Genomic DNA, 19,462 nt, shown 5'->3' with positions numbered 1-19,462 from the left:
ATAGTCTACAGCACATTCTTAGATTCGTCTAATAATTCACGTAAAAAATAAAAAAATAAGGTTTTTAGCGACTTTTTATAACGAACACGCTAAAATAGTAAGCTTACTTCTTCAATCCTAGCACATCTTGCATGGAATAAAGTCCGTTTGGCTTATCTTTTAACCACTGCGCAGCCCTTACAGCACCTGATGCGAAGGTTAATCTTGATGTTGCTTTGTGTGTTAATTCCAGCCTTTCTCCCATGGTGGCAAAATAAGCTGTGTGTTCACCAACTATATCGCCAGCTCTGAGCACTGAATAGCCAATTTCTTGTTGACTTTTTGCCTCATGTACCTGAGTTCGGTCATAGCGTGCAACCTGCTCATGATCCCAGCCTTTTGCCTCAGCAATGGCTTCACCAATCGCCAGTGCGGTGCCCGACGGCGCGTCTACTTTGTTACGGTGGTGGGCTTCAAAAATTTCGATGTCCATTTCATCTGCAAGCTTTGCCGCGGCGGTCTGTACCAGGCCCAGCATCAGGGTGACACCCACGCTAAAATTACGTGCAAAGACGATCGGAATAGACAGTGAGGCGGTTTCCAGTGCCTGCATTTGCTCTGCGCTCAGGCCCGTTGTGCCAATCACCATAGGTGTTTTGTTGGCCACAGCCTGTTGCAGGTGGCCAAGCATGCCCTCAGGCAGGGTAAAATCGATCAGTACATCCAGCTCAGAGTCCAGTTGCTGTTCAGAACTAAAGGTCGACCCGGCGGGTGCTTGCGGCTGTAACGTGGCAATAGACTGGTTAAGGTGTGGCGAAGACGCTCTGACGAATGCGCTGCCAAGCTGGCAATGCTGAGACTGTTGGACTGCTTCAATCAGCGCCAGGCCCATGCGGCCATTGGCGCCAAAAATACCGATTTGTGTCATTTTACGGTTTTCCTTTGTGTTAGATATGCCACCTTTAAGGTGGTACGGAAACGTATTTTCCCGATTTTCAGCGCAAGAGAGATAAGCTTAATCAGCCCATTTTTATGCCGGGCGATTAATTTTGTGCCCTAGAGTTTACCCTATCTCTGTGTCATAGTCAGTTGACAATAATACGAATCTATCCTGTTTTGCGAGCTCGTCACTGGCGTGTAACCATACAGACAGCGTGCCATTTCAAGGTGTGTTTTGCGCTATCGAGCACGCTGTTCACGACCAAGGCGACGCACTCAGATAGGTAGATAAATATAATAACGAAACACAATGGACTTTAGACGTCTAACCATATAAACTTCCGCCCTCGCCGATTTCAATTATTGCGGGCGACGTAGTTTAAATGCAGCTAATAATGGATCCGTTGGCTGTGGTTAGTTTTTGGGGAGTGCTATGCAGCCAAACTTAAATCACACACAAGCAAAGCTTTCTTTGCTACCTCTTTTAACCTTTGTTGGCCTATTCCTGGGCGCGGGTCTGTACCTGCAATCACAGGGGGTCGATTATGCTTTCTATCAGTTACCTGCACCGGTGGCCATTTTGCCTGCCATAGTGATCGCGTTTTGGATCAACAAAGGCACCATCAATCAGAGCGTTGAAACCTTTATCAAAGGTGCCGGGCACAGCAATATCATCACCATGTGTTTAATCTACTTGCTTGCCGGCGCCTTTTCGTCGGTGGCCAGTGCCACAGGGGGCGTTGACGCAGTGGTCAACGCCGGTTTATCGCTGATCCCACCCAGTCTGCTATTACCCGGACTGTTTTTAATCGCGGCCGTGGTTTCAACCGCGATGGGGACGTCCATGGGTACCATAGGCGCCATCGGCCCCATTGCTTACGCTGTCTCCGTCAAAACCGGGATCGATCCGGCTCTGATGGCCGGTACCATAGTCTCAGGCGCGATGTTTGGAGATAACTTATCGATTATTTCTGACACCACCATAGCGGCAACCCGTACTCAGGGCTGTGAAATGAAAGACAAATTCAGGGAAAACCTGAAAATTGCTCTGCCCGCTGCTGCACTCACCGTTGCCTTATTGGTGTTCCTGACACCTGAGCCACAAGCCGTTGAAACCAAACCGTTTGACTGGCTGCTGGTGTTACCTTATGCGTTTATTCTGGTGCTGGCTGTGGTGGGTATTAACGTTTTTGTGGTGCTCTTTAGTGGCATTATTTTCGCCGCCCTGATGGGGTTCACCGGTGATTATCAGGGGGCTGCCTTTGTCAAAGACGTGTATAAAGGCTTCAGTGACATGCAAGAGATTTTCCTGCTTTCTATGTTCATTGGCGGTTTGTCTGAATTTATTCGCGTTAATGGTGGACTGGATTACCTGGCACATAAGATCCAGGCAATCACTGCGCTCATCGCCAAATGGCACAGAAAAGTAGCTGATCAACTGGGCATTGCAGCGCTCGTCCTGACCAGTAACCTGTGTATCGCCAACAACACCGTGAGTATTATTGTTGCCGGCCCGGTTGCTAAAAAGCTGGCCGATGATGGGGAGATCTCTGGTAAGCGCTCAGCCAGCCTGTTGGACATTTTTGCCTGTGTTATGCAGGGATCGCTGCCTTATGGCGCACAAGCTTTGTTACTGGGCGCGACCTTTAAGATCAGCCCCTGGGAAGTGTCTACCTCGTCCTTTTACTGCTTTATTCTGGCGTTTACTGCAATTGCCGTTATATGTTTGCGCCGTCATAAAGACTGATCACCAAATGATAATGGCATCCTGAGGATGCCATTATTTGTTCTAAACCAAGAAAATGCGTGTTTTTATTCCCCTTGTTTGTTGATTTGCGTTTATAATTCAGCTGTTTATAACCCCATACACACGAGAAACAATGAAAACACCATTTTTTTCTGCGCTTACTGCCAGTCTTATGCTTAGTGCTGGTACCGCTGCGGCGGCTGACTGGAGCAACACTCAGCTTCACCTTAATCACGGTGAGTTTAAAAACCCATTTAGCCAGCAAGAAGCCAATCAGACGATTTATTCTTTGCAACATGCATCCGGTTACCGCTATGGCGATAACTTCTTCTTTATCGACTACAGCACAGATGATTTAGACGATGGCTATCAGGATGGCGACTTTTATGGCGAGTGGTACTCCACATTTAGCCTGGGGAAACTGGCAGATCTGAAGTTTAATGATTCTGCGCTTCAGGACGTTGGGATTGTGATGGGCTTTAACGCCGCAGGCGATGCCAAGGTGATGAAGTACCTGCCAGGCGTAAAGCTTTCCTGGAATATCGACGGATTTAATTTCTTTTCTACTACTTTGACAGGTTACATCGACGACAGTCGAGGTCTTAATGGCGGTGGCGCACCAAAAGAAACCAACAGTTATATGCTGGATGTGGCCTGGGGCTACCCTTTTGCTATTGGCGGACACAAGTTTGAGTTCACGGGCCACGTGGAATACATCACAGGCCGGGACAATGAATTGGGCGGTGATGTGAAAGGCTGGCTACTGGCGCAACCTATTCTGCGCTGGGATCTGGGTCATGCACTGGAGATGCCCGACAATCAGCTAATGCTGGGTATCGAATGGCAGTACTGGCAAAATAAACTGGGCACCGACACCAACGAGTCAGTGCCTCAGATCCACCTGGCCTGGACCTTCTAAACCAGGCTTTTGCCGGATCATCTGCTCTGATCCGGCTCTCACTCCTTCTTTTTTGGCCTACAACAGTGATGTTTGCGAACAAAAAACAGACAAAGCCATTGACAACTTAACATACCATACTGCATGGTATGTTAAGTTGTCATAAAACGGAGTTGTTTATGTTCAGTCAGATCATCAGTCTTACACCTGAACGCGATCGCCTTCAGGCCAAAGCACGCGCGCACCACTTTCGCGACGCACTGCAAATAACGCTCGACACGCCATCCTTAACACCCAGCCAGCTACAATACCGGATTTTTAATACCTTGCCCGGCTGGGTGACGCAATTGATGCGACTCAGAAATAAGCTGGTTGCCGTATTTGGCTTTTCAGTAGGGCAAGACACGATGGAGCCTTCCAGTGATGAAATGGATGTGGGCGATCAGGCAGGTTTTCTGAACGTTTGCGAAAAGCACCCTGAAGAAATCATCAGCAGCGCTGAGGATCGCCATATGAACTTTTACCTGAGTGTGAAAAAGCAGCAAAATACAGTGATAGTTTCTACTTTAGTGAACCCAAAAACCCTAACGGGTCGCGTTTACCTCACTGCCATTTTGCCCTTTCATTATGTTATTGCCCGAAGTGTTATCTACAGAGCCAAGAAGGCAGGCAGATTATGAGTGACGCAAAACAAAGCTGGCTCGCGTTTGCGCTAAAAACGTTGGTCAGTCATGGCCCGGATGCCCTGACCATAGACCGCCTGTGCAGCCGTAAAAAAGTGACCAAAGGCTCTTTTTACCACCACTTTAAAAATCGCCAGGCTTTTATCGATGCACTGATGACATACTGGTATGAGCAAGCTACCGCACGCCTGATCACCATTGCCGATACTCAGCCCTGCCCTATGACCAGACTGGAACGCCTCGATGAGGCCATTGCGGCCACAGACATAGAAGCTGAACTGCATATTCGTGCCTGGGCCCTGAAAGATACCAGCATCGGGCAGCATTTGTGCACCATAGACGCTCAGCGCCAGCATTACCTTAAAACCTGTTACCTTGAATTAGGCCTGGAGCCAACTCAGGCAGAACAACTGGCAACCGCCAGCTATGCCAGTTTTCTGGGGCTACAGCAACTCTACCCGCGCCTGTCCGTACAGGACTGTCTGACACTGAGTTCCCAACAGGCAAAAACGCAACTGGAGACATTATCGTGAATCGTGCTGCTTTTTTAGGAAATGGATTGATAGCCACTGGCCTGCTTCACAATCTGATCGGTTTATTGATGGGCTGGGACGTACTCACTGAAATGCATCACGAAGGCTGGTTCGCCACGACCGTCGTCAACGGCAGTATGCTGTTTGATCGCGAAGCCATTGTCTGGTTTCTAAGTAGCGGAGTGTTATTTTTGCTCTTGGGTTCTGTGTTACGCCAACTCAGCACCTATCAGATACCCGTGCCAAGGCCTTTTGTACCGTCACTCATACTATTTGGTTTGATACTGGTGATCATCATGCCCCTCTCTGGCGCCTATTTGTTAATTTTGCTTGGCGTACTCCCGGTATTAATAGACAGATTCAGACGCAAGCCGTCGCATTTGTAGTGGTTTTAATCCTAAAGATGTCCAAATGATTGTCGATAAAGATTAAGATAAAAGTATTAATCGATACTTTGTGTGTTTAGCCAAGTGTGACCAGGGAAAGTGCTATGACATTTATAATTCACCAGACAACCAGAGACATTTCCACTTTTCAGAACAAGCCTGCTGTTGCCACCACTGACGAAGCAGCTGAAACCAAAGAGGTGCAGACGACGAAGTCTGTAACGGACACCACAGAAGAAACCCAGGGCATGACTTTGTCTAATGAAGACAAGCATGTGCTGTCTGGAGAAAAAGCCAAAGAAGACGCCGAGGAGTTTGAGGATGTCCCTGCCTATATCCAGCGAATGCTGGAACGCCTGGAGAAGCTCAAAGAGGAAATGACCTTACTCAAAGAAGAGTTAATGGCACTACAAACAGAGCGCGAGCCGGACGAAGCAACTCAGCAATTGACTGAAATGAAAAGCCAGTACCTGATGCAGTTGCAGGAGCAGTATTTTGATATGATAAAGAACATTCAGGAAGCGCTGAAAAAAGAAGGGATCACCGATCCCGGCATCATAATTCGCGCCATAACCTGAATACGCACGCCTGGATTATCTTAACCAGGCGGCCATGCCACTAACAAAAATACCCGACAGGCTGAGATAGCAGACGCCAAAAGAGATACTTCGCATTAGTTTCTGATCTAAGTAGTAACACACCATATGCCCAACTCTGGACAGCAGGTATGTGACAGCTAATCCGTTGAGCCAATCCGGATGTGTACCCGAGAATACCGCAAAAAGCACCACCAATATCAAGATCCCCACGGTTTCGTTGCTATTGGCAAACACTCGGTTACTTCGAAACAACAGCGTTTGCGGGTCCTGCGCGACCGCCACGCCAGGCGGATGCTTTTGCTTAATTGCGATAATATCGACAACCGCCAGTTGAATTAAAAACAGTCCACCCGATAACCCGAGCACCAGAATAGTCAGTTGATATGGGACCAGTAACTCTGTCACGCAGAGCTCCTTATTTGTATTTATTTTGGGTGCATATACATTGACCTATTGAGTCAATTAATTCAACTTAGTCACTGAAAAAATCTACCGTCATCCTAATTTTGTCGGGAAAACCAACTCAAATGTGCAGCCCTGTGGTACATTGGGTTTGCACTGAATGTTGCCATTTAGCACATAGGTCACCAAGTTAAACACCATATATAAGCCCAGGCCCACGCTCCCTTTATGGCGCGCAGTAGTATGAAATGGCTCAAAAATCTGCGCAAGCTCAGCCTTGTCGATCCCTTTACCATTATCTGAAAACAGTATGGTTATCATTTCTTGTTGTTGTCTGACTTGAATCAAAATACGCCCCTCAGCAGTATCGAAGCCATGCTCTATTGCGTTTGCAAGCAAGTCTTCGAGTATTTTTTCGAGTGCCTGACCATTACTGAAGATATTGATTGGGTCGTGACAGTCAAGCTCAACCTTTACTTTGCTTTCCTTTATCCTGTATGCCAAAAACGCCTCAATAAAGGATTTCAATTCGATTGGGTCGTTACTGCTGATATATTCCTGAGCGGATGCCTGCTTAAAACGCTTAACCAGCTGAGCTGCACGGGCTGTATTGCTGTCCACCAGCTGCGCGCTAGACTCTGCAACATCAATAAAAGCCTGGGTGTCGCTCAATGTTAGCTTGCTACTGTCCAGCTGCTCCTTAAAGCTTCGCAAAGACTGAGTTAATACTGAGCTGGCCGTTATGGCTGTGCCAAGCGGTGTGTTGAGCTCATGAGAAACGCCGCTGACCAGACGTCCAAGAGACGCCATTTTTTGTGCCTCCACCAGGGTAGATTGTGTTTCGGTGAGTGCTTCAAGGGTATTTGCCAGCTCATTGGCGGATTGTTGTAATCGCTCGGTTCGCTCTTCGACACGCTTTTCAAGGGATTTATTGAGCTCTGCCAGCGCCAGCTCTGTGGCCTTAAGTTCTGATATATCTTTGATTGTGCCACATGCTCTGATGGCGTTGCCCGCTTCGTCTCGTGCCGTTGCTTTGCCTCTGTCCAACACCCATAACCAGTTACCCTGCTTGTCTTTAACCCGGTAACTCACCTCATAGTAATCACTTTCTCCGTTCAGGTGTCTGTTAAACGCTTCTTGCAACCTTGGGTAGTCTTCTGGATGAACGCACGCCCTGAGTGTGCCAAGATCAGAACCAATCTGAGCATCAGGCAACTGCAAATTACCCAGTCGATTATCTCGAGTGATAACCCCCGCAGCCAAATCCCAATCCCACAGTTCATCCCCACTTCCCCATAAGGCCAGTCTCAGGCGCTCTTTTGCATCACTCACTTGTTGCAAAGCAAGTTGCTCTACCTTGAGTTGTTTGTTTTTGCTGTACCAAAAATACAAAAAGAAGACGGTGCCAAATGCCAGTACTAACGCAATCAGAACAGCACCTTTTTGGAATGCCTGCTTTTCTATTTCTAAATCTTTAATTCGATTTTCCTGAACCAGGTCGGCAATTTCACGTTCCTTTTCTTCGACATCAAACTCAACACTCAACGCGCTGAGCCGATACTGGTTGTTCCTGTCTTCCCACTCAGCTTGGCGCAGTAAATAAGCGTTCAGAGATCTCAGTGCCTCCTGTGTCTGACCTACGCGCTCATAGACCTGTGCAAGTTCACGATGATATTGCAGCACCAGCGTGTCTCTTTGATGCCGATGGGCGATTTCAATGGCTCTGAGATAGTGTTCAATCGCCTGGTTTGCTTCTCCCCGCTGCAACGACAATTGCGCGAATGCCTGATAAATCTCAGCTATCCTGTCTTCCCAAGGTGACCCCAGATACAATGGCAAACTTTTATTAAGATAGTCTTCAGCCTTTTTCAGCTCCCCTGTGTCTATGTACAACCGGCCTAGATCCAAATACGTAGATATGTTGGTGTCAAAGCGATTGATCTCCTGCTTCAAACGCTCTGCTTCCATAAGACTGCTTTCAGCGTTGCTATAGTCTTCAACTAAGCGATATGCCGATCCAAGGCGATTATAGGTATGGATCATGCCGACTTGATAATTGAGCGCTTGTTTGTACTCCAAAGATTTTAAGTGCATCTCGATGGCGTTGTCATAGTCATCAATTTCTTCAAAGTAAGTACCCATATTACTGTAATAAATTGCCAGCTTGCGCTCATCATCAAGCTCAGTTGCAATCTGAATGGCCTTGTTTTGACGAAACAGCACCTTCTCATAGAGGTTCATTCTTCTATAAAGTGAAGCAAGACTCTGATGTATAGAAGATGCTCTGTAGTTATCCTGTAATTTACGATACAAATTCAGACTACGAAGAAAGTCAGCTAAAGCGTCGTCAAAGCGCATACGCTGGATATTGAGCGTACCCGATATTTGATGGGCACGAGCGAGATACCTGTCATGCCCTATTTTCGTTGACAACTGCATTACCAAGGCAAGGTCGCCTTCAGCAAGCGCGACATTCTGCTGCCGGGTAGCAACATCTGCGGACACCAGCTTAGACAATATCTGATTGGCCTCGATACGACTTTGCACTGCCAGTATGTAAGCTCGTTCTGACAACTTTTTGGCCTGACTGAGCTCACGTTTCGAAATATGAGCACGTGCCAGATGACTCAATAGCCGAGCACTCAGATCGTCGTTGGGGTTCTTCGCTAACAGCGATAGTCCAATCTGCCCGTAGGCAATTGACTGAGCGGTATGGAAGTGAGAGTGCTGGGCAATATAATCTATAATCGCTTCCACTTTTTCATCGCCCTTTGCGCTTTCTATCTTTTCTGCCATAAATTCGGCCGACAAAGACGTTTGAGCGACAGTCGCTACACTGAATGTCAGGCACAAAACAAACCACACCAGATATTTCAAATCAGCGGTGTTTTCGGACATATAACCACCCGGTTCCGTTGCTTCAGATGTCAAGAAGGCTCATCTCTGTTATTGAATCCATTAGTATAATTCAATGACTGTGTTTTGCTGGCTCTATCAGACTTCTAAGACCCCAATGACCAGGATGGTTAGTGACAGCCTGATTACCATTTTTGTTAGGCATCAACCACCTCGTGCGACACAGAACATCAAGAAAAAACACCGAGATTGAGCTATAACTTATACCAAGCAAGTATTCATCTTCACGCGGCAAAGTTATGCAGAACAGTGTGTATTTAACAACCTTATTATTTTGCTTTTTTGTTAGCGCCCCTAACTTTGCAATGTGTACCTTAATGCGCATGGGGGGGAGTCCGGATGCTCCGCCAATTAGCTACGCTATCCATGAAGACAGGTTGCGTGGGATTGGGTTTGATTTTGTACGACAAATTTTACCTGCACATACGCAAATTAAAATTACTAAGCCTATGCCCTGGCTGAGGGCGATACAATGGGCCAGGGACGGTCACATTGACATACTGGTTGGGCTGCAAAGTAGGGACTATCCGCTTGAGTGGTTTACCTACCTAGAGCCTGCCTTAACTACCTCAGCCCACAGTGTGTTCTATCGACGCGAGGAATTCTCACTGACTGACATGACAGAGCTGATCCCGCTCAGAGGCGCTACCTTGCGCGGCGAAAAATCAACTAGTCAAAGTCACACAGGCTTTGATCTGACTCAGCTTACCCTCACGACCGCTGACAGCGTTGAAAAAGCGCTGAAAATGTTATCAATGAAGCGTATCGACTACTTTATTGCACCTCAGTGGCAGGCCATCAGTAGCTGGCTGAACCTCTATAACGCGCAGGCTTTGCCACTCGCTATGCTGCCAGAGCCTGTGTACATCAATCCTGTATACTTAGTGCTTTCTAACCAAAGCGCCTGCTTATCCTATAAATCTGAGCTGGAAGCTGCAATTATAAAAGCGCAGAAAGAAGGCCTTATGGAAGCTTTGTTAGAACAAAGCTTCCTGTACTCAAATGTGGTCGATCAGTTTCATGATCTGCTGCGCTAAAAAGACGCAACCACTCTGACACTGCCATCGGCACTGCCACTGCTAACATAGCCGATAATGCTCGGATCTGACGCTACCGTTTTTAGCACTTCCTGATCATTGGCCAGCTTTTTCGGCGGTTGTCCTTTACCGGTAAACAGGAGCTTAGACCAGTAGGCTTTTAACTGGCTGGCACTGCGACCGATCACTTTGCTGTAGAACTCTTCACTGGCAGCGCTTGTATCGGACTGACTGACTGGCACGGCTTTACCGGCACCATTAAAGGTTTTTAACTTACCCAAGAATATTTGCTCTATCTGATTCTTGTCCAACGCAGCCGTATTTGAGGGATGGACAACGACATCAACAGCCCAGCATGAAGAAGACAAGCCAATCAAGCCCGTAAATATAATCGCTTTCATTACTTTCCCCTCAAAAGACCAAATCGACGCCCGCGGTCCAAATCGAATAGTCACCGACTGAAGGCCGGGAGTCTTCACCGCTTACATACTGAAACTTCAACGCTGCATTAGGATGGAAATCGTATCTGACAGACAGACCGACACCATCAAACTCTCGCATTGCCAGGTTATTTCGAATCGCAACCCCGGTCGCTCTCAAAGTTGGCTGGTCTACGCCATTGAGAAAATCCAAGTCTTTGTTATCTTGCAAAAACCTTTCGTGATGTACTGTAACGATGACATCATCGACTACACGGTAACCAATTGCTGTATACCAGACCTGATTAAATCCATCACTCGAGTCTTCAACGCCGTAATCGGCATATTCCACATCCAGAATGACGCGGTCGTAATCGATATGAAAGCCCGTGTAACCATAGAGGCCATTTTTGCCATCCCAAACCACGGCATCTCTGAACGCCTGAACCTGTTGCTCTGTTGCCCCCTGGGACTTAGCCAGTTCAATTGCCCCCTGAGCGCCCCCAAGGATCGCATTAGTATCGACCGTGCCGCCTTCTATTTCGACTATGAAGAAACCACCGTACACGGTCCACCAGTCTTTAGATAATTCGAGCCTGACAGACAGCTCGTCTTTGAATCCAAAAGATTCGTCCTGCTGTGTTGCGGCCAGAAAGGTCGTACCGCGCCAACTGCCATACAGTACTTTGGTCGACAATGCATAGTCACCAAAAATAAAGTTGCTGTCTAAAGACACCCCTTCAATTGTGGTGAAATCAAATCCGATGTAGACCGCTTTGGGTAAACGGCCAAAATTGTGTGTATAGCCAACATTTTGGTATTCAGATTGGTAAAAACTAGGATTGGCAAAGCGCCCCATGCTGATAGTATGTTGCGGATTGATTTCATAGCTTACGTACGCCCACCTTGCCTCAGCATCGAAATCCCCCTTTCCTTCGGCGAGCAGCTGAACAGTTGCACTAAGGCCATCGCCCAGGTCTGCTCGTGCCTGAAGAGCAAACAGAGATTCATCAGAAAACGAGATATCGCCATCACCCTCTAGTGTCTCAAATGGCGAGGTGCCCCCATCACTGTCGGCGGCAGTGGCTCTGAGTGAAGCAAACCCATTAAATACGACATCGGCGTAGCTGGCGAAACTGCTCGTCACCAAAGCGCCTCCAATTACCCATTTCATAGCATGATTACAGTTCATAATTTGTCCTACCCGTTAGTCTTATCTGTGCGCGCAGAGTTACATAACGCCTTTTAACCGTAGCGCAACTTAATCCTTTTGCTAGCAGGGATATTTTAATTTCCTGATGCAGGTAATACCGGCTCTGGTCAGCCTCTCACGCTGCCGTCAACAGGGCGACTTACAGGTTGTTCTCACAACATTCATGCGCCTGAGCGCCTCTTAACAGCAGCGAATACTGAGCTAAGCGGATTTCGCAGAAGGTAAGAATCATTATATTTCTGACAGTTAGAGACATATAGCCACTTATTCCTGAGCCCCCATTGCACTGCTAAAAAGTCACAAAACTTGGGCAAGGCGCGTGTATTGCAGTACCGTACACACAGACCGATACAGGCCGCTGACAATGTAACAAAGGTTAAGTCATCCCTTTTTTATTTAATTTTTACAAACAATTGGCAAATTGGGCGTTTATGGCTAAGACTTGTTACTGTGTTGGACTAGCATCGCGCCTGTGCAGGTAAAGGCGGTCATTCAGTTGATAGTTTGGTGTTTTAATACTGGGGAACTCGGTTATGCATTGGTTTAAAAACCTACCACTGTTTTACAAAATAAGTTTAATTGTTGCTCTGTCTGTCTCCGTGTTCACTGCCAACCTGCTCATCAATTTCTTTGCCTTTCAGAACACTCAAAAAGAGCTCGTACTGCTAGAACGGCAAATTTACAAAACGGTTCAACTGTCCACAATTAACAGTGTTCTCATCCGTCGGGCAGATGAGCTGTTCAGTCAGGCGGTGTCGTTTGCCGATAACGATGTCATGAATCAAGCCTTGCAAACGGTGCAAGACCTGAAAGCCAACCTCGATGAACTGCGTGTATTAGATGTTGACAACAGTACACTGATCAAAAACCAGCTCGAAGTCATTGCCGAATACAAAACACTGTCTGAGCGGCTCGCGCAAGGCATGATCAATGACACCATTGATTTCAGTACACTTCCTACGCTTGCGAAACAAAAATCAGACCTGTTTGAAAAAGCTGAAAACGGCCTGACGGCCTACCAAAAAAGTGTCGACGAGTTGTTTCAAAGTACCATAAGAAAAGCATATGAAAGCGGTAATGACGGTTTGTGGCTATCAATCCAGTCAGGCGTGGTGCTGACGATTCTGCTGGTAATTGTGGCACTGTCTGTTGCTCGCAATATCAGCTTCACTGCCAATGAATTACGGAGCTCGTTAAGTGAACTGGCAGATGGGCATGGTGACTTAAATCAGCGTATTGAAGTACTAGGTGACGATGAGCTAGGCCGCACAGCGCTCAACTTCAACAAATTTATGGATACACTCACCACTGCTATCAATGGTGTTATGTCCGTTTCACAACCACTCCTTGATACCTCAGAAAAGCTGGTACACAGCACTGAAAAAGTAAGAAGAGTGACAGATCAGCAATCAGCCCAGGCAGCGCAAACACAACAGTCGATTAATGAACTCATTCAATCCATCGACAGCATTAGCGACTCTGCATCTGCGGCGAACACCGCTGCGCATGAAACCGAGCAAGAAGCCCACAATGGCCTTTCAGCGGTAACCGATACCATAGCTAATTCGAAAGAGCTAAACCAACAGATTGGCGAAGCGGCCGAGGCGGTCAATGATCTCGCTAAAGGCACCGGCAATGTCTCATCCATTTTAGACGTGATCAGTTCAATCGCTGAGCAAACGAACCTGCTTGCGCTTAATGCTGCCATCGAGGCTGCCCGGGCAGGTGAACAAGGCCGGGGTTTTGCGGTGGTTGCTGATGAAGTGCGTACGCTGGCCTCGCGCACTGGTGATGCCACGACAGAAATACGCACAATGCTCGACTCACTGCAAAATGCTGCTGAGCGCAGCGTTAAAATGATGAGCCAGGCCGATGAACAGGCAAGCAGTAATGAATCCAGAGCGCTAAAAGCCGGGCAGGCATTAGAAGAGATCCAAAGTAAAATCGCCAATATTACGCTAATGAACAATCAAATTGCGTCTGCAACAGAACAGCAGAGCTCTGTGGCTGCTCAGGTTGCCGATACGATTGAAAAGATGAATGAAGGACAGAAACAGGTTAACGCATCCTTCAGCGACCTCGATGATGTTTCTCACAGACTGCATCAGGCTTCTGATCGGTTAGTGTCAGCGACCAGTCAGTTCAAACTCTAGATTTGGCGTGCCAAATTGTGTCTTACCCGGGCTCTGCAGCCCGGCCGAAGGCATGTACCCAAAGCTTCTTGGCTCCCCTCCCACAGCCCACGAAACTGCTCACAATTTATGCAAAAAACCTTTCTTTTTTGCATATATAACTATACTTAGCAGTGCCAACAACACGAGTTTAGCGGAGCTATCCATGAAACTAAAATATACTCTCTTGGTCACAGCGTTAGCATCAACGACACTTCATGCCGAGGTCAACATATCTGGGTTCGCCAGTATGACAGGTGGCCAGGTATTAAGTGGTTCGGGTGTCCCTCAGTTCGGTCTGGAACCTACTTTTCTGGCTGACTATCCCATCGTGAGCGCTTATAAAGAGGACTTATCCTTTTCGCCTGAATCACTGATTGGTTTGCAGATCAGCAGCGACCTGGGTGAAGGCCTGAGCGTCACGGGTCAAATTGTCGCCAGGGGTGCCAATGATTACGATGCAGAATTTGAATGGGCCTATGCCTCATACGAAATAAACGACAACTGGACATTTCAGGTCGGTAAAAAGCGTTTACCTTTGTTTTATTACTCTGATTTTTATGATGTAGGGTACGCGTATGTGTGGATGCGGGCCCCGGCCGACAACTATACCTGGCAGATATTTAATTATGAAGGTGCCAATCTGTTGTACAGCGGTGCAATTGGAGATTGGGGCATTTCTGCTAACGTATACACAGGTCGTGAAGACGACACAGAAAATAAACTCTTGTCTGAATTCTTCTTCCAAACCCCTACGCGGGAGATTTGGGAAGATATTCTGGGCGGTGTGTTACAACTCAGCTATGACTGGCTTGAGTTGCGAGTCACCCACATGCGCTATACCAACAAGCGTTTTCGCAATGGTGAACCGGAATTGTGGAATGGTTCTGACTCACGTGATGGCAAGTTTTATGGCCTGGCAGCAAATGCCGACTTTGGCAATGTCTTTATCTTATCTGAGTTTAATCGACTGGATCTCGATGGTGATTTAGATACCTACATGATCAGTGCTGGCTACCGCTTCGACACTGTCACCCCATACATTATGTATTCCAACTTTGAACAAAAGGATGGAGACGATCCGGAAAAACACGACACTCGTGCCATTGGGGTTAGATGGGATTTCCATCCTTCTGCAGCCTTCAAAGTACAATACGACAAAGTCGAAGATGACTCGACTGCACTGGCAGTAGCGGGCGACAGTGAATCACTCACTTTTGGTATTGATTTGGTTTTTTAGGGGAAATGACATGAAAAATTTAATATACGCAGTGCTATTGTCGTCGGCTTTTAACACGTATGCTGGCGTATCCGTGATTGTTCACCCCAGCAACGGCAGTAGCTTTGATACCTCAACGATCAACCGTATTTTTACAGGTAAAGAGAAATCTTTTTCCAATGGAAATAAAGCAATCCCAGTGTCACAGGAACCGGGTAATCCTATTACCGATGAGTTTAACAGCAAAGCGCTCAATAAGTCTTCAGCACAGCTAAAGGCGTATTGGTCTAAACTCATTTTTACAGGTAAAGGTACACCGCCCAAAGAAGTCTCGAATGATGCCGAAGTGATTAAAATGGTCTCAGCGAACCCAGATACAATCGGTTTTGTGTCTTCCGACGCGGTGACGGATGGCGTGAAGGTAATACAGCAATACTAGCTTGATTGAATAGAGTTACCTCGAGGTTAAAGCCGAAGTATTTGCTTCGGCTTTAACCTCACAAGGCCAAAAGTAAACAGGCTCTGTCGAATTATCTCAATCAGCTTAAGCTATCTTTTTGGCTTTAAGTATGCTCAGGAACACTGAAGATACCCATTGGTACAACCAAACACCCCTTAACTTAGCTAGCCCTTAATTATCCGTGTGTTTAAAGGTAACTTCTTGCGTTTCAAGGGAAAAGGTCTTGCCATTATCCAGCTCAATCTCGATATAAAAAGTCATATTCACTGGATAGTCTGGCCCGGTATTCAATACAAGATTGCGTGTAAACCCGGCATTTAGCCCGCCATTGACCTGACCATATTGCACATACTCCTCGACTGTAAAAAACGTTTTTATCTCGTTTTTATAGCTGTAGTACTTATTCAGTGTATCTGTATAGGTCACCGAGAACAGTGCATTCAGATTGGTACCAGATGGATAGACCTGGCCAAAATCGGACGCTGACGTAATGTTAATTGAAACGATGTTCTCTTCTGTCTGAAGCGGTACGGGCGACAAGGCATAGGCTTTTGTGAACAACGAAAACGAATGAGGTATATCACGCCAGGATGCCGTTGTAACCGATTCAGTTTGAGTGTCCAGACCAAAAACAATGTCCTGGTAGGTCACTTCCTCAGTGCCCTGATAGGGTGTGTCTCGATTATATTCAGGGTTTTGCGTATCTTGTTCCGCCAGTCGATTGTAAACGCGGACTTCAAATCCTTGAGTCACTATTTTGGAGTTTTTCTCGCTGGGCTTGGGTGGCACATCCGGCCCGGATATGGTGCCATTACTACTCGACCCGCAACCAGCAAGTATGCCCGATAGCGCCAGTGCGCACAGTGTTTGTATCTTCATTGTTTGATTTCCTTACTCGACTTCCTCACCATAGTCTATCTGTATGGATTTGGGAAACAATGGATTAGGTGTTATTAAATATTACCCTTTGCTCAGTAAAACGAATATTCAATTGATTCGGGCCCGAGGCAAACGCTGTTCAGGCCCTTATTGTTAGTTACTTGCAATCTCCTTTGTCTTTCCACACAGCCCAGCGGCTAGCATTGTCGGCCGGGTTCTGATTGCGAGTCCACCACTTAGCCTGAAACAAGCGTCCGTTGTAACTCACCTGATCGCCGGCAGTATAAACCGTATTGGCGGACCAGGCAGCGACTCGACAACCGGGGGTCTGTGTTTTGACGCTTATGTTGTGCGTGGCTGAGCGAGTTTGCAGCCCACTCTTATCGCTGGCCATCGCATATATCTCATACGCACCCGCTTCGCTCAAGGTCACCGAGGCTGAGTAAGGTTTTGTATGACTGCTTGCCACCTGTTTGCCATTAACAAAATACCGAACTTGAACCAAGTCGTCATCCTTATCAGAGGCGCTAACCTGCAGTGCGATTGGCTGCCCCGGTGCAAACTCACCGCCATTTTTGGGGCTGTTCAGGGTTACTTCTGGCGCATGGGTCTCACCAGGCGCTGCGCTCACGTTAATTGTGCGTGTTGCCACCGCAGAGCGGGCGTCCTTGTTATCTATGGCAACCGCACTCAGAATGTATTCTCCAGCTTGTTTTACGTCAAAGTTAAATGCATAAGGTGCCTGAGTAAGCTCAGTCAGCAACTGCCCATTGACGCTAACTAGTACCTGTTTAATTGTGCCATCTCTGTCGGTTGCATTTAATGCTACCGCCACCTTACTGCCTTCACTCACTTCCAGGTGATTATCTGGTGATAAGAAAGCCAATTCAGGTATCTGATTTGGCTGCTCCGCAGTGACACCGCACTCAACACCGCGCTGCCATACGCCCCAGGAACCTGAGTTATGCTCGGGACTCTGGCCTCGGTTCCACCATTTGGCGATATATTCATAGCCATCAAAGGCGGCTTTATTGCCCTGTACATAGACCTTGTTTTCTCTCCACTGAGGAGTCTGGCATTGTGCAGGGTCTATTAAAGTAAACCGCACGGGTTCTGAGGTGACTGTCAGTCCTTCATTATCTTCTACAACAGCACTGAGTTGATAGATGCCGGTTTCACCGCTTTGCCAGCGCACCTCAAAAGGCTCAGCGGTTAATATCCGATATTGCTCACCGTTCACCATAAAGGTCACTTTTGCAACCTCACCATAGTCATCTTTTGCATCAGCACTGAAGGTCAACTCTGACTCAATCTTAAAGCGACTGCCCTCACCCGGGTTCGTTATGGTGATTTCTGGTGCTTTATTTTCTGTACAGGCAAACACCCCCACTTGTTTAAACGCCGCGCCAACATCTGTAATGTCGTAACCCAGCTCCTCGGCAGCATCCGTTACACCGCAAGCTAAGGACTCAAAATTGCCGTTGTAAACCCAGTAGTGCTTGTTGGCATGCAACATCACTTCATAGGCTTTTTTCACGCCCCAGCCGGGTGTGTTTGCCAGATGATAAAATGCTTTATTAAACACCCCAGAGCTATAGTGAACATCCAGCCCTATGGTGTAATCATCCGCATGACCAATGGACTTGCCATCTTTGCTTGGGTCATCCATATAGCGCAGCGCTGTGCGGTTTTTGAAAATACTGGCTCCAATTAACCAGTCTACTTCACAATTGCCATCGGCGTCTTGATTCAAAAAGCACTCCAGTGCTTCCGATGTCATATCTGAAAACGCTTCGTTTACACCGCCGGACATACTGCTATATACCAGCTTGGAGTTTTGTGACGTCACACCATGGGCAATCTCATGGGCGACCACGCCCAGTGATGTAAAGGGATATACGCCATAACGCGACAAGTTACCGTCGCCAAATATAACTTCCTTGCCGTTCCAAAATGCATTCAGGTAATTTTCACGGTAGTGCACCCGCATCACCAAATCGCCTTCAAGCGCGCGGCTGCTGTACCAGTCATCAAACATCTCCAGCGTTGCTTTACCATAGTACATGGCATCATTGAGCGGAGAATAGGCACCGTTAACTGACTTATGCTGGTTCTCGTGGCAATCAAACACAAAGGTCTCTGTATTACTGATGTCGTGTTCCATGTCGATCACGCGAATATCATCATGCGCCAGGGCACAGCGCCCATCGTCACGCTCTGTGGCATAGAACTTGGGCTTATCTTCGCCGTAATAATGGCGGCCGATTTTCTCATTGCCGCCGGGGCCCGTACCAATTTTGCCGTGGGTCAGGGTTTCAACATGACTCAACACCTCTGCACTATGGGCATCAATAAAGAACTCCGGCCGGCTGGGCGCTTGCTCTGTCTCAGCAAAGAAGGTGATCATGTATGCCAATCTAAAGCCATCCTGATAAGGATAAACCACCAGTTCAATCTGTTCATTCTGGGTCAGCAAAAGATCCGGGATACTGGCTTTTGCGCTACGTAAAGCTTTCGCTTCATCAATTGACGCCACCACTGAATCCAGCTTAGGCGCCGGGACCACTGAGCCACTGATACCCGTGATATTTCCCTCCGGGGCAAACCACACACTAAACAGGTTTTGCGCATCATGATGGGTGACGATTTCCCCACCATGTACCCGTATACCCTGATAATACTGGCTACGACGAAAGTGTTTGCCATCTTCGCTGCGACTGTGGGTTTTAAATTCAAAGCCAGGCATAGTGCTTGCCTGACGGGACTGGAAAAAGCGCGTTGACTGCTGCAACTGTTCAATCAGCTGTGATTCCAGCTGCTTATTACTGTGGACACTGATCGGGGCGGTGTTAGCCGTGGCACCAAACACACTCACTGCGGCGAGAAAAGACGCTATGGGTGATAACTTAGACATGATTTTACTCTTATTGTTCGTTGTTTTTATTTATCTGTTAGAAGCGCGTCCGTGCGCTGTTAGGGGTT

Annotated in this window: 17 protein-coding genes; 10 read left to right on the top strand and 7 right to left on the bottom strand. The window is 47.3% G+C overall.

Annotated elements, in window-relative coordinates:
• Positions 1–103: 103 nt before the first annotated feature.
• Entirely contained in the window at positions 104–907 is an 804-nt protein-coding gene (dapB, locus tag L1285_RS12835) for a 4-hydroxy-tetrahydrodipicolinate reductase (RefSeq protein ID WP_235412644.1), read from the bottom strand.
• Positions 908–1,351: 444 nt separating this feature from the next.
• On the opposite strand from dapB, the gene L1285_RS12830 reads away from it, so the two are divergent.
• The 6 genes from L1285_RS12830 (at position 1,352) to L1285_RS12805 (ending at position 5,743) form a co-directional block, all read left to right on the top strand.
• Complete coding sequence (locus tag L1285_RS12830; RefSeq protein ID WP_235412643.1) at positions 1,352–2,665, top strand: Na+/H+ antiporter NhaC family protein; 1,314 nt, start codon at positions 1,352–1,354, stop codon at positions 2,663–2,665.
• A gap of 172 nt (positions 2,666–2,837) precedes the next feature.
• Positions 2,838–3,584, top strand: coding sequence for a nucleoside-binding protein (locus L1285_RS12825; protein ID WP_442960499.1), 747 nt, complete (start codon positions 2,838–2,840; stop codon positions 3,582–3,584).
• Positions 3,585–3,742: 158 nt separating this feature from the next.
• Positions 3,743–4,243, top strand: a complete 501-nt coding sequence (locus L1285_RS12820; RefSeq protein WP_235412641.1) for a DUF2867 domain-containing protein — start codon at positions 3,743–3,745, stop codon at positions 4,241–4,243.
• A complete protein-coding gene (locus L1285_RS12815) occupies positions 4,240–4,779 on the top strand; it encodes a TetR/AcrR family transcriptional regulator (protein WP_235412640.1) in 540 nt (179 codons plus the stop codon). The genes L1285_RS12820 and L1285_RS12815 overlap by 4 nt, the downstream gene beginning before the upstream one ends.
• On the top strand, positions 4,776–5,165 hold the full coding sequence (locus L1285_RS12810; protein WP_235412639.1) for a DUF6463 family protein: 390 nt from the start codon (positions 4,776–4,778) through the stop codon (positions 5,163–5,165). Before L1285_RS12815 ends, L1285_RS12810 begins: the two co-directional genes overlap by 4 nt.
• Before the next feature lie 104 nt (positions 5,166–5,269).
• Positions 5,270–5,743 carry a hypothetical protein gene (locus L1285_RS12805; protein WP_235412638.1) on the top strand — a complete coding sequence of 158 codons (474 nt, stop codon included), beginning with the start codon at positions 5,270–5,272 and terminating at the stop codon, positions 5,741–5,743.
• 15 nt (positions 5,744–5,758) lie between these two features.
• Here L1285_RS12805 and L1285_RS12800 read toward each other — a convergent pair whose 3' ends face one another.
• Positions 5,759–6,169 (bottom strand): MAPEG family protein, encoded by a 411-nt coding sequence (locus L1285_RS12800; protein WP_235412637.1) that lies wholly within the window; start codon positions 6,167–6,169, stop codon positions 5,759–5,761.
• 90 nt (positions 6,170–6,259) lie between these two features.
• Entirely contained in the window at positions 6,260–9,064 is a 2,805-nt protein-coding gene (locus tag L1285_RS12795) for a tetratricopeptide repeat protein (protein WP_235412636.1), read from the bottom strand.
• Positions 9,065–9,321: 257 nt separating this feature from the next.
• On the opposite strand from L1285_RS12795, the gene L1285_RS12790 reads away from it, so the two are divergent.
• Entirely contained in the window at positions 9,322–10,119 is a 798-nt protein-coding gene (locus L1285_RS12790; protein WP_235412635.1) for a substrate-binding periplasmic protein, read from the top strand.
• Here L1285_RS12790 and L1285_RS12785 read toward each other — a convergent pair.
• Together L1285_RS12785 and L1285_RS12780 are read right to left on the bottom strand one after the other, a co-directional pair.
• Complete coding sequence (locus L1285_RS12785) at positions 10,116–10,520, bottom strand: phosphate ABC transporter substrate-binding protein (protein WP_235412634.1); 405 nt, start codon at positions 10,518–10,520, stop codon at positions 10,116–10,118. The genes L1285_RS12790 and L1285_RS12785 overlap by 4 nt on opposite strands.
• Positions 10,521–10,530: 10 nt before the next feature.
• The gene (locus L1285_RS12780; RefSeq protein ID WP_235412633.1) at positions 10,531–11,730 is read right to left on the bottom strand and encodes a hypothetical protein; all 1,200 of its coding nucleotides are present in this window, start codon (positions 11,728–11,730) and stop codon (positions 10,531–10,533) included.
• 554 nt (positions 11,731–12,284) lie between these two features.
• On the opposite strand from L1285_RS12780, the gene L1285_RS12775 reads away from it, so the two are divergent.
• From L1285_RS12775 to L1285_RS12765, 3 genes are all read left to right on the top strand, one after another.
• Positions 12,285–13,904, top strand: coding sequence for a methyl-accepting chemotaxis protein (locus tag L1285_RS12775; RefSeq protein WP_235412632.1), 1,620 nt, complete (start codon positions 12,285–12,287; stop codon positions 13,902–13,904).
• 184 nt (positions 13,905–14,088) lie between these two features.
• On the top strand, positions 14,089–15,162 hold the full coding sequence (locus tag L1285_RS12770) for a porin (protein WP_235412631.1): 1,074 nt from the start codon (positions 14,089–14,091) through the stop codon (positions 15,160–15,162).
• 10 nt (positions 15,163–15,172) lie between these two features.
• Positions 15,173–15,580 carry a phosphate ABC transporter substrate-binding protein gene (locus L1285_RS12765; protein WP_235412630.1) on the top strand — a complete coding sequence of 136 codons (408 nt, stop codon included), beginning with the start codon at positions 15,173–15,175 and terminating at the stop codon, positions 15,578–15,580.
• A 192-nt stretch (positions 15,581–15,772) separates the two neighbouring features.
• Here L1285_RS12765 and L1285_RS12760 read toward each other — a convergent pair whose 3' ends face one another.
• Both L1285_RS12760 and L1285_RS12755 read right to left on the bottom strand, forming a co-directional pair.
• A complete protein-coding gene (locus L1285_RS12760) occupies positions 15,773–16,480 on the bottom strand; it encodes a hypothetical protein (protein ID WP_235412629.1) in 708 nt (235 codons plus the stop codon).
• A 157-nt stretch (positions 16,481–16,637) separates the two neighbouring features.
• Positions 16,638–19,394 carry an Ig-like domain-containing protein gene (locus tag L1285_RS12755; protein WP_235412628.1) on the bottom strand — a complete coding sequence of 919 codons (2,757 nt, stop codon included), beginning with the start codon at positions 19,392–19,394 and terminating at the stop codon, positions 16,638–16,640.
• Between the last annotated feature and the right edge of the window lie 68 nt (positions 19,395–19,462).

The sequence above is a fragment of the Pseudoalteromonas sp. DL2-H2.2 genome (assembly GCF_021532535.1).
GTDB lineage: Bacteria > Pseudomonadota > Gammaproteobacteria > Enterobacterales > Alteromonadaceae > Pseudoalteromonas > Pseudoalteromonas rubra_A.
This window is presented reverse-complemented; position numbering and strand designations above follow the sequence as displayed.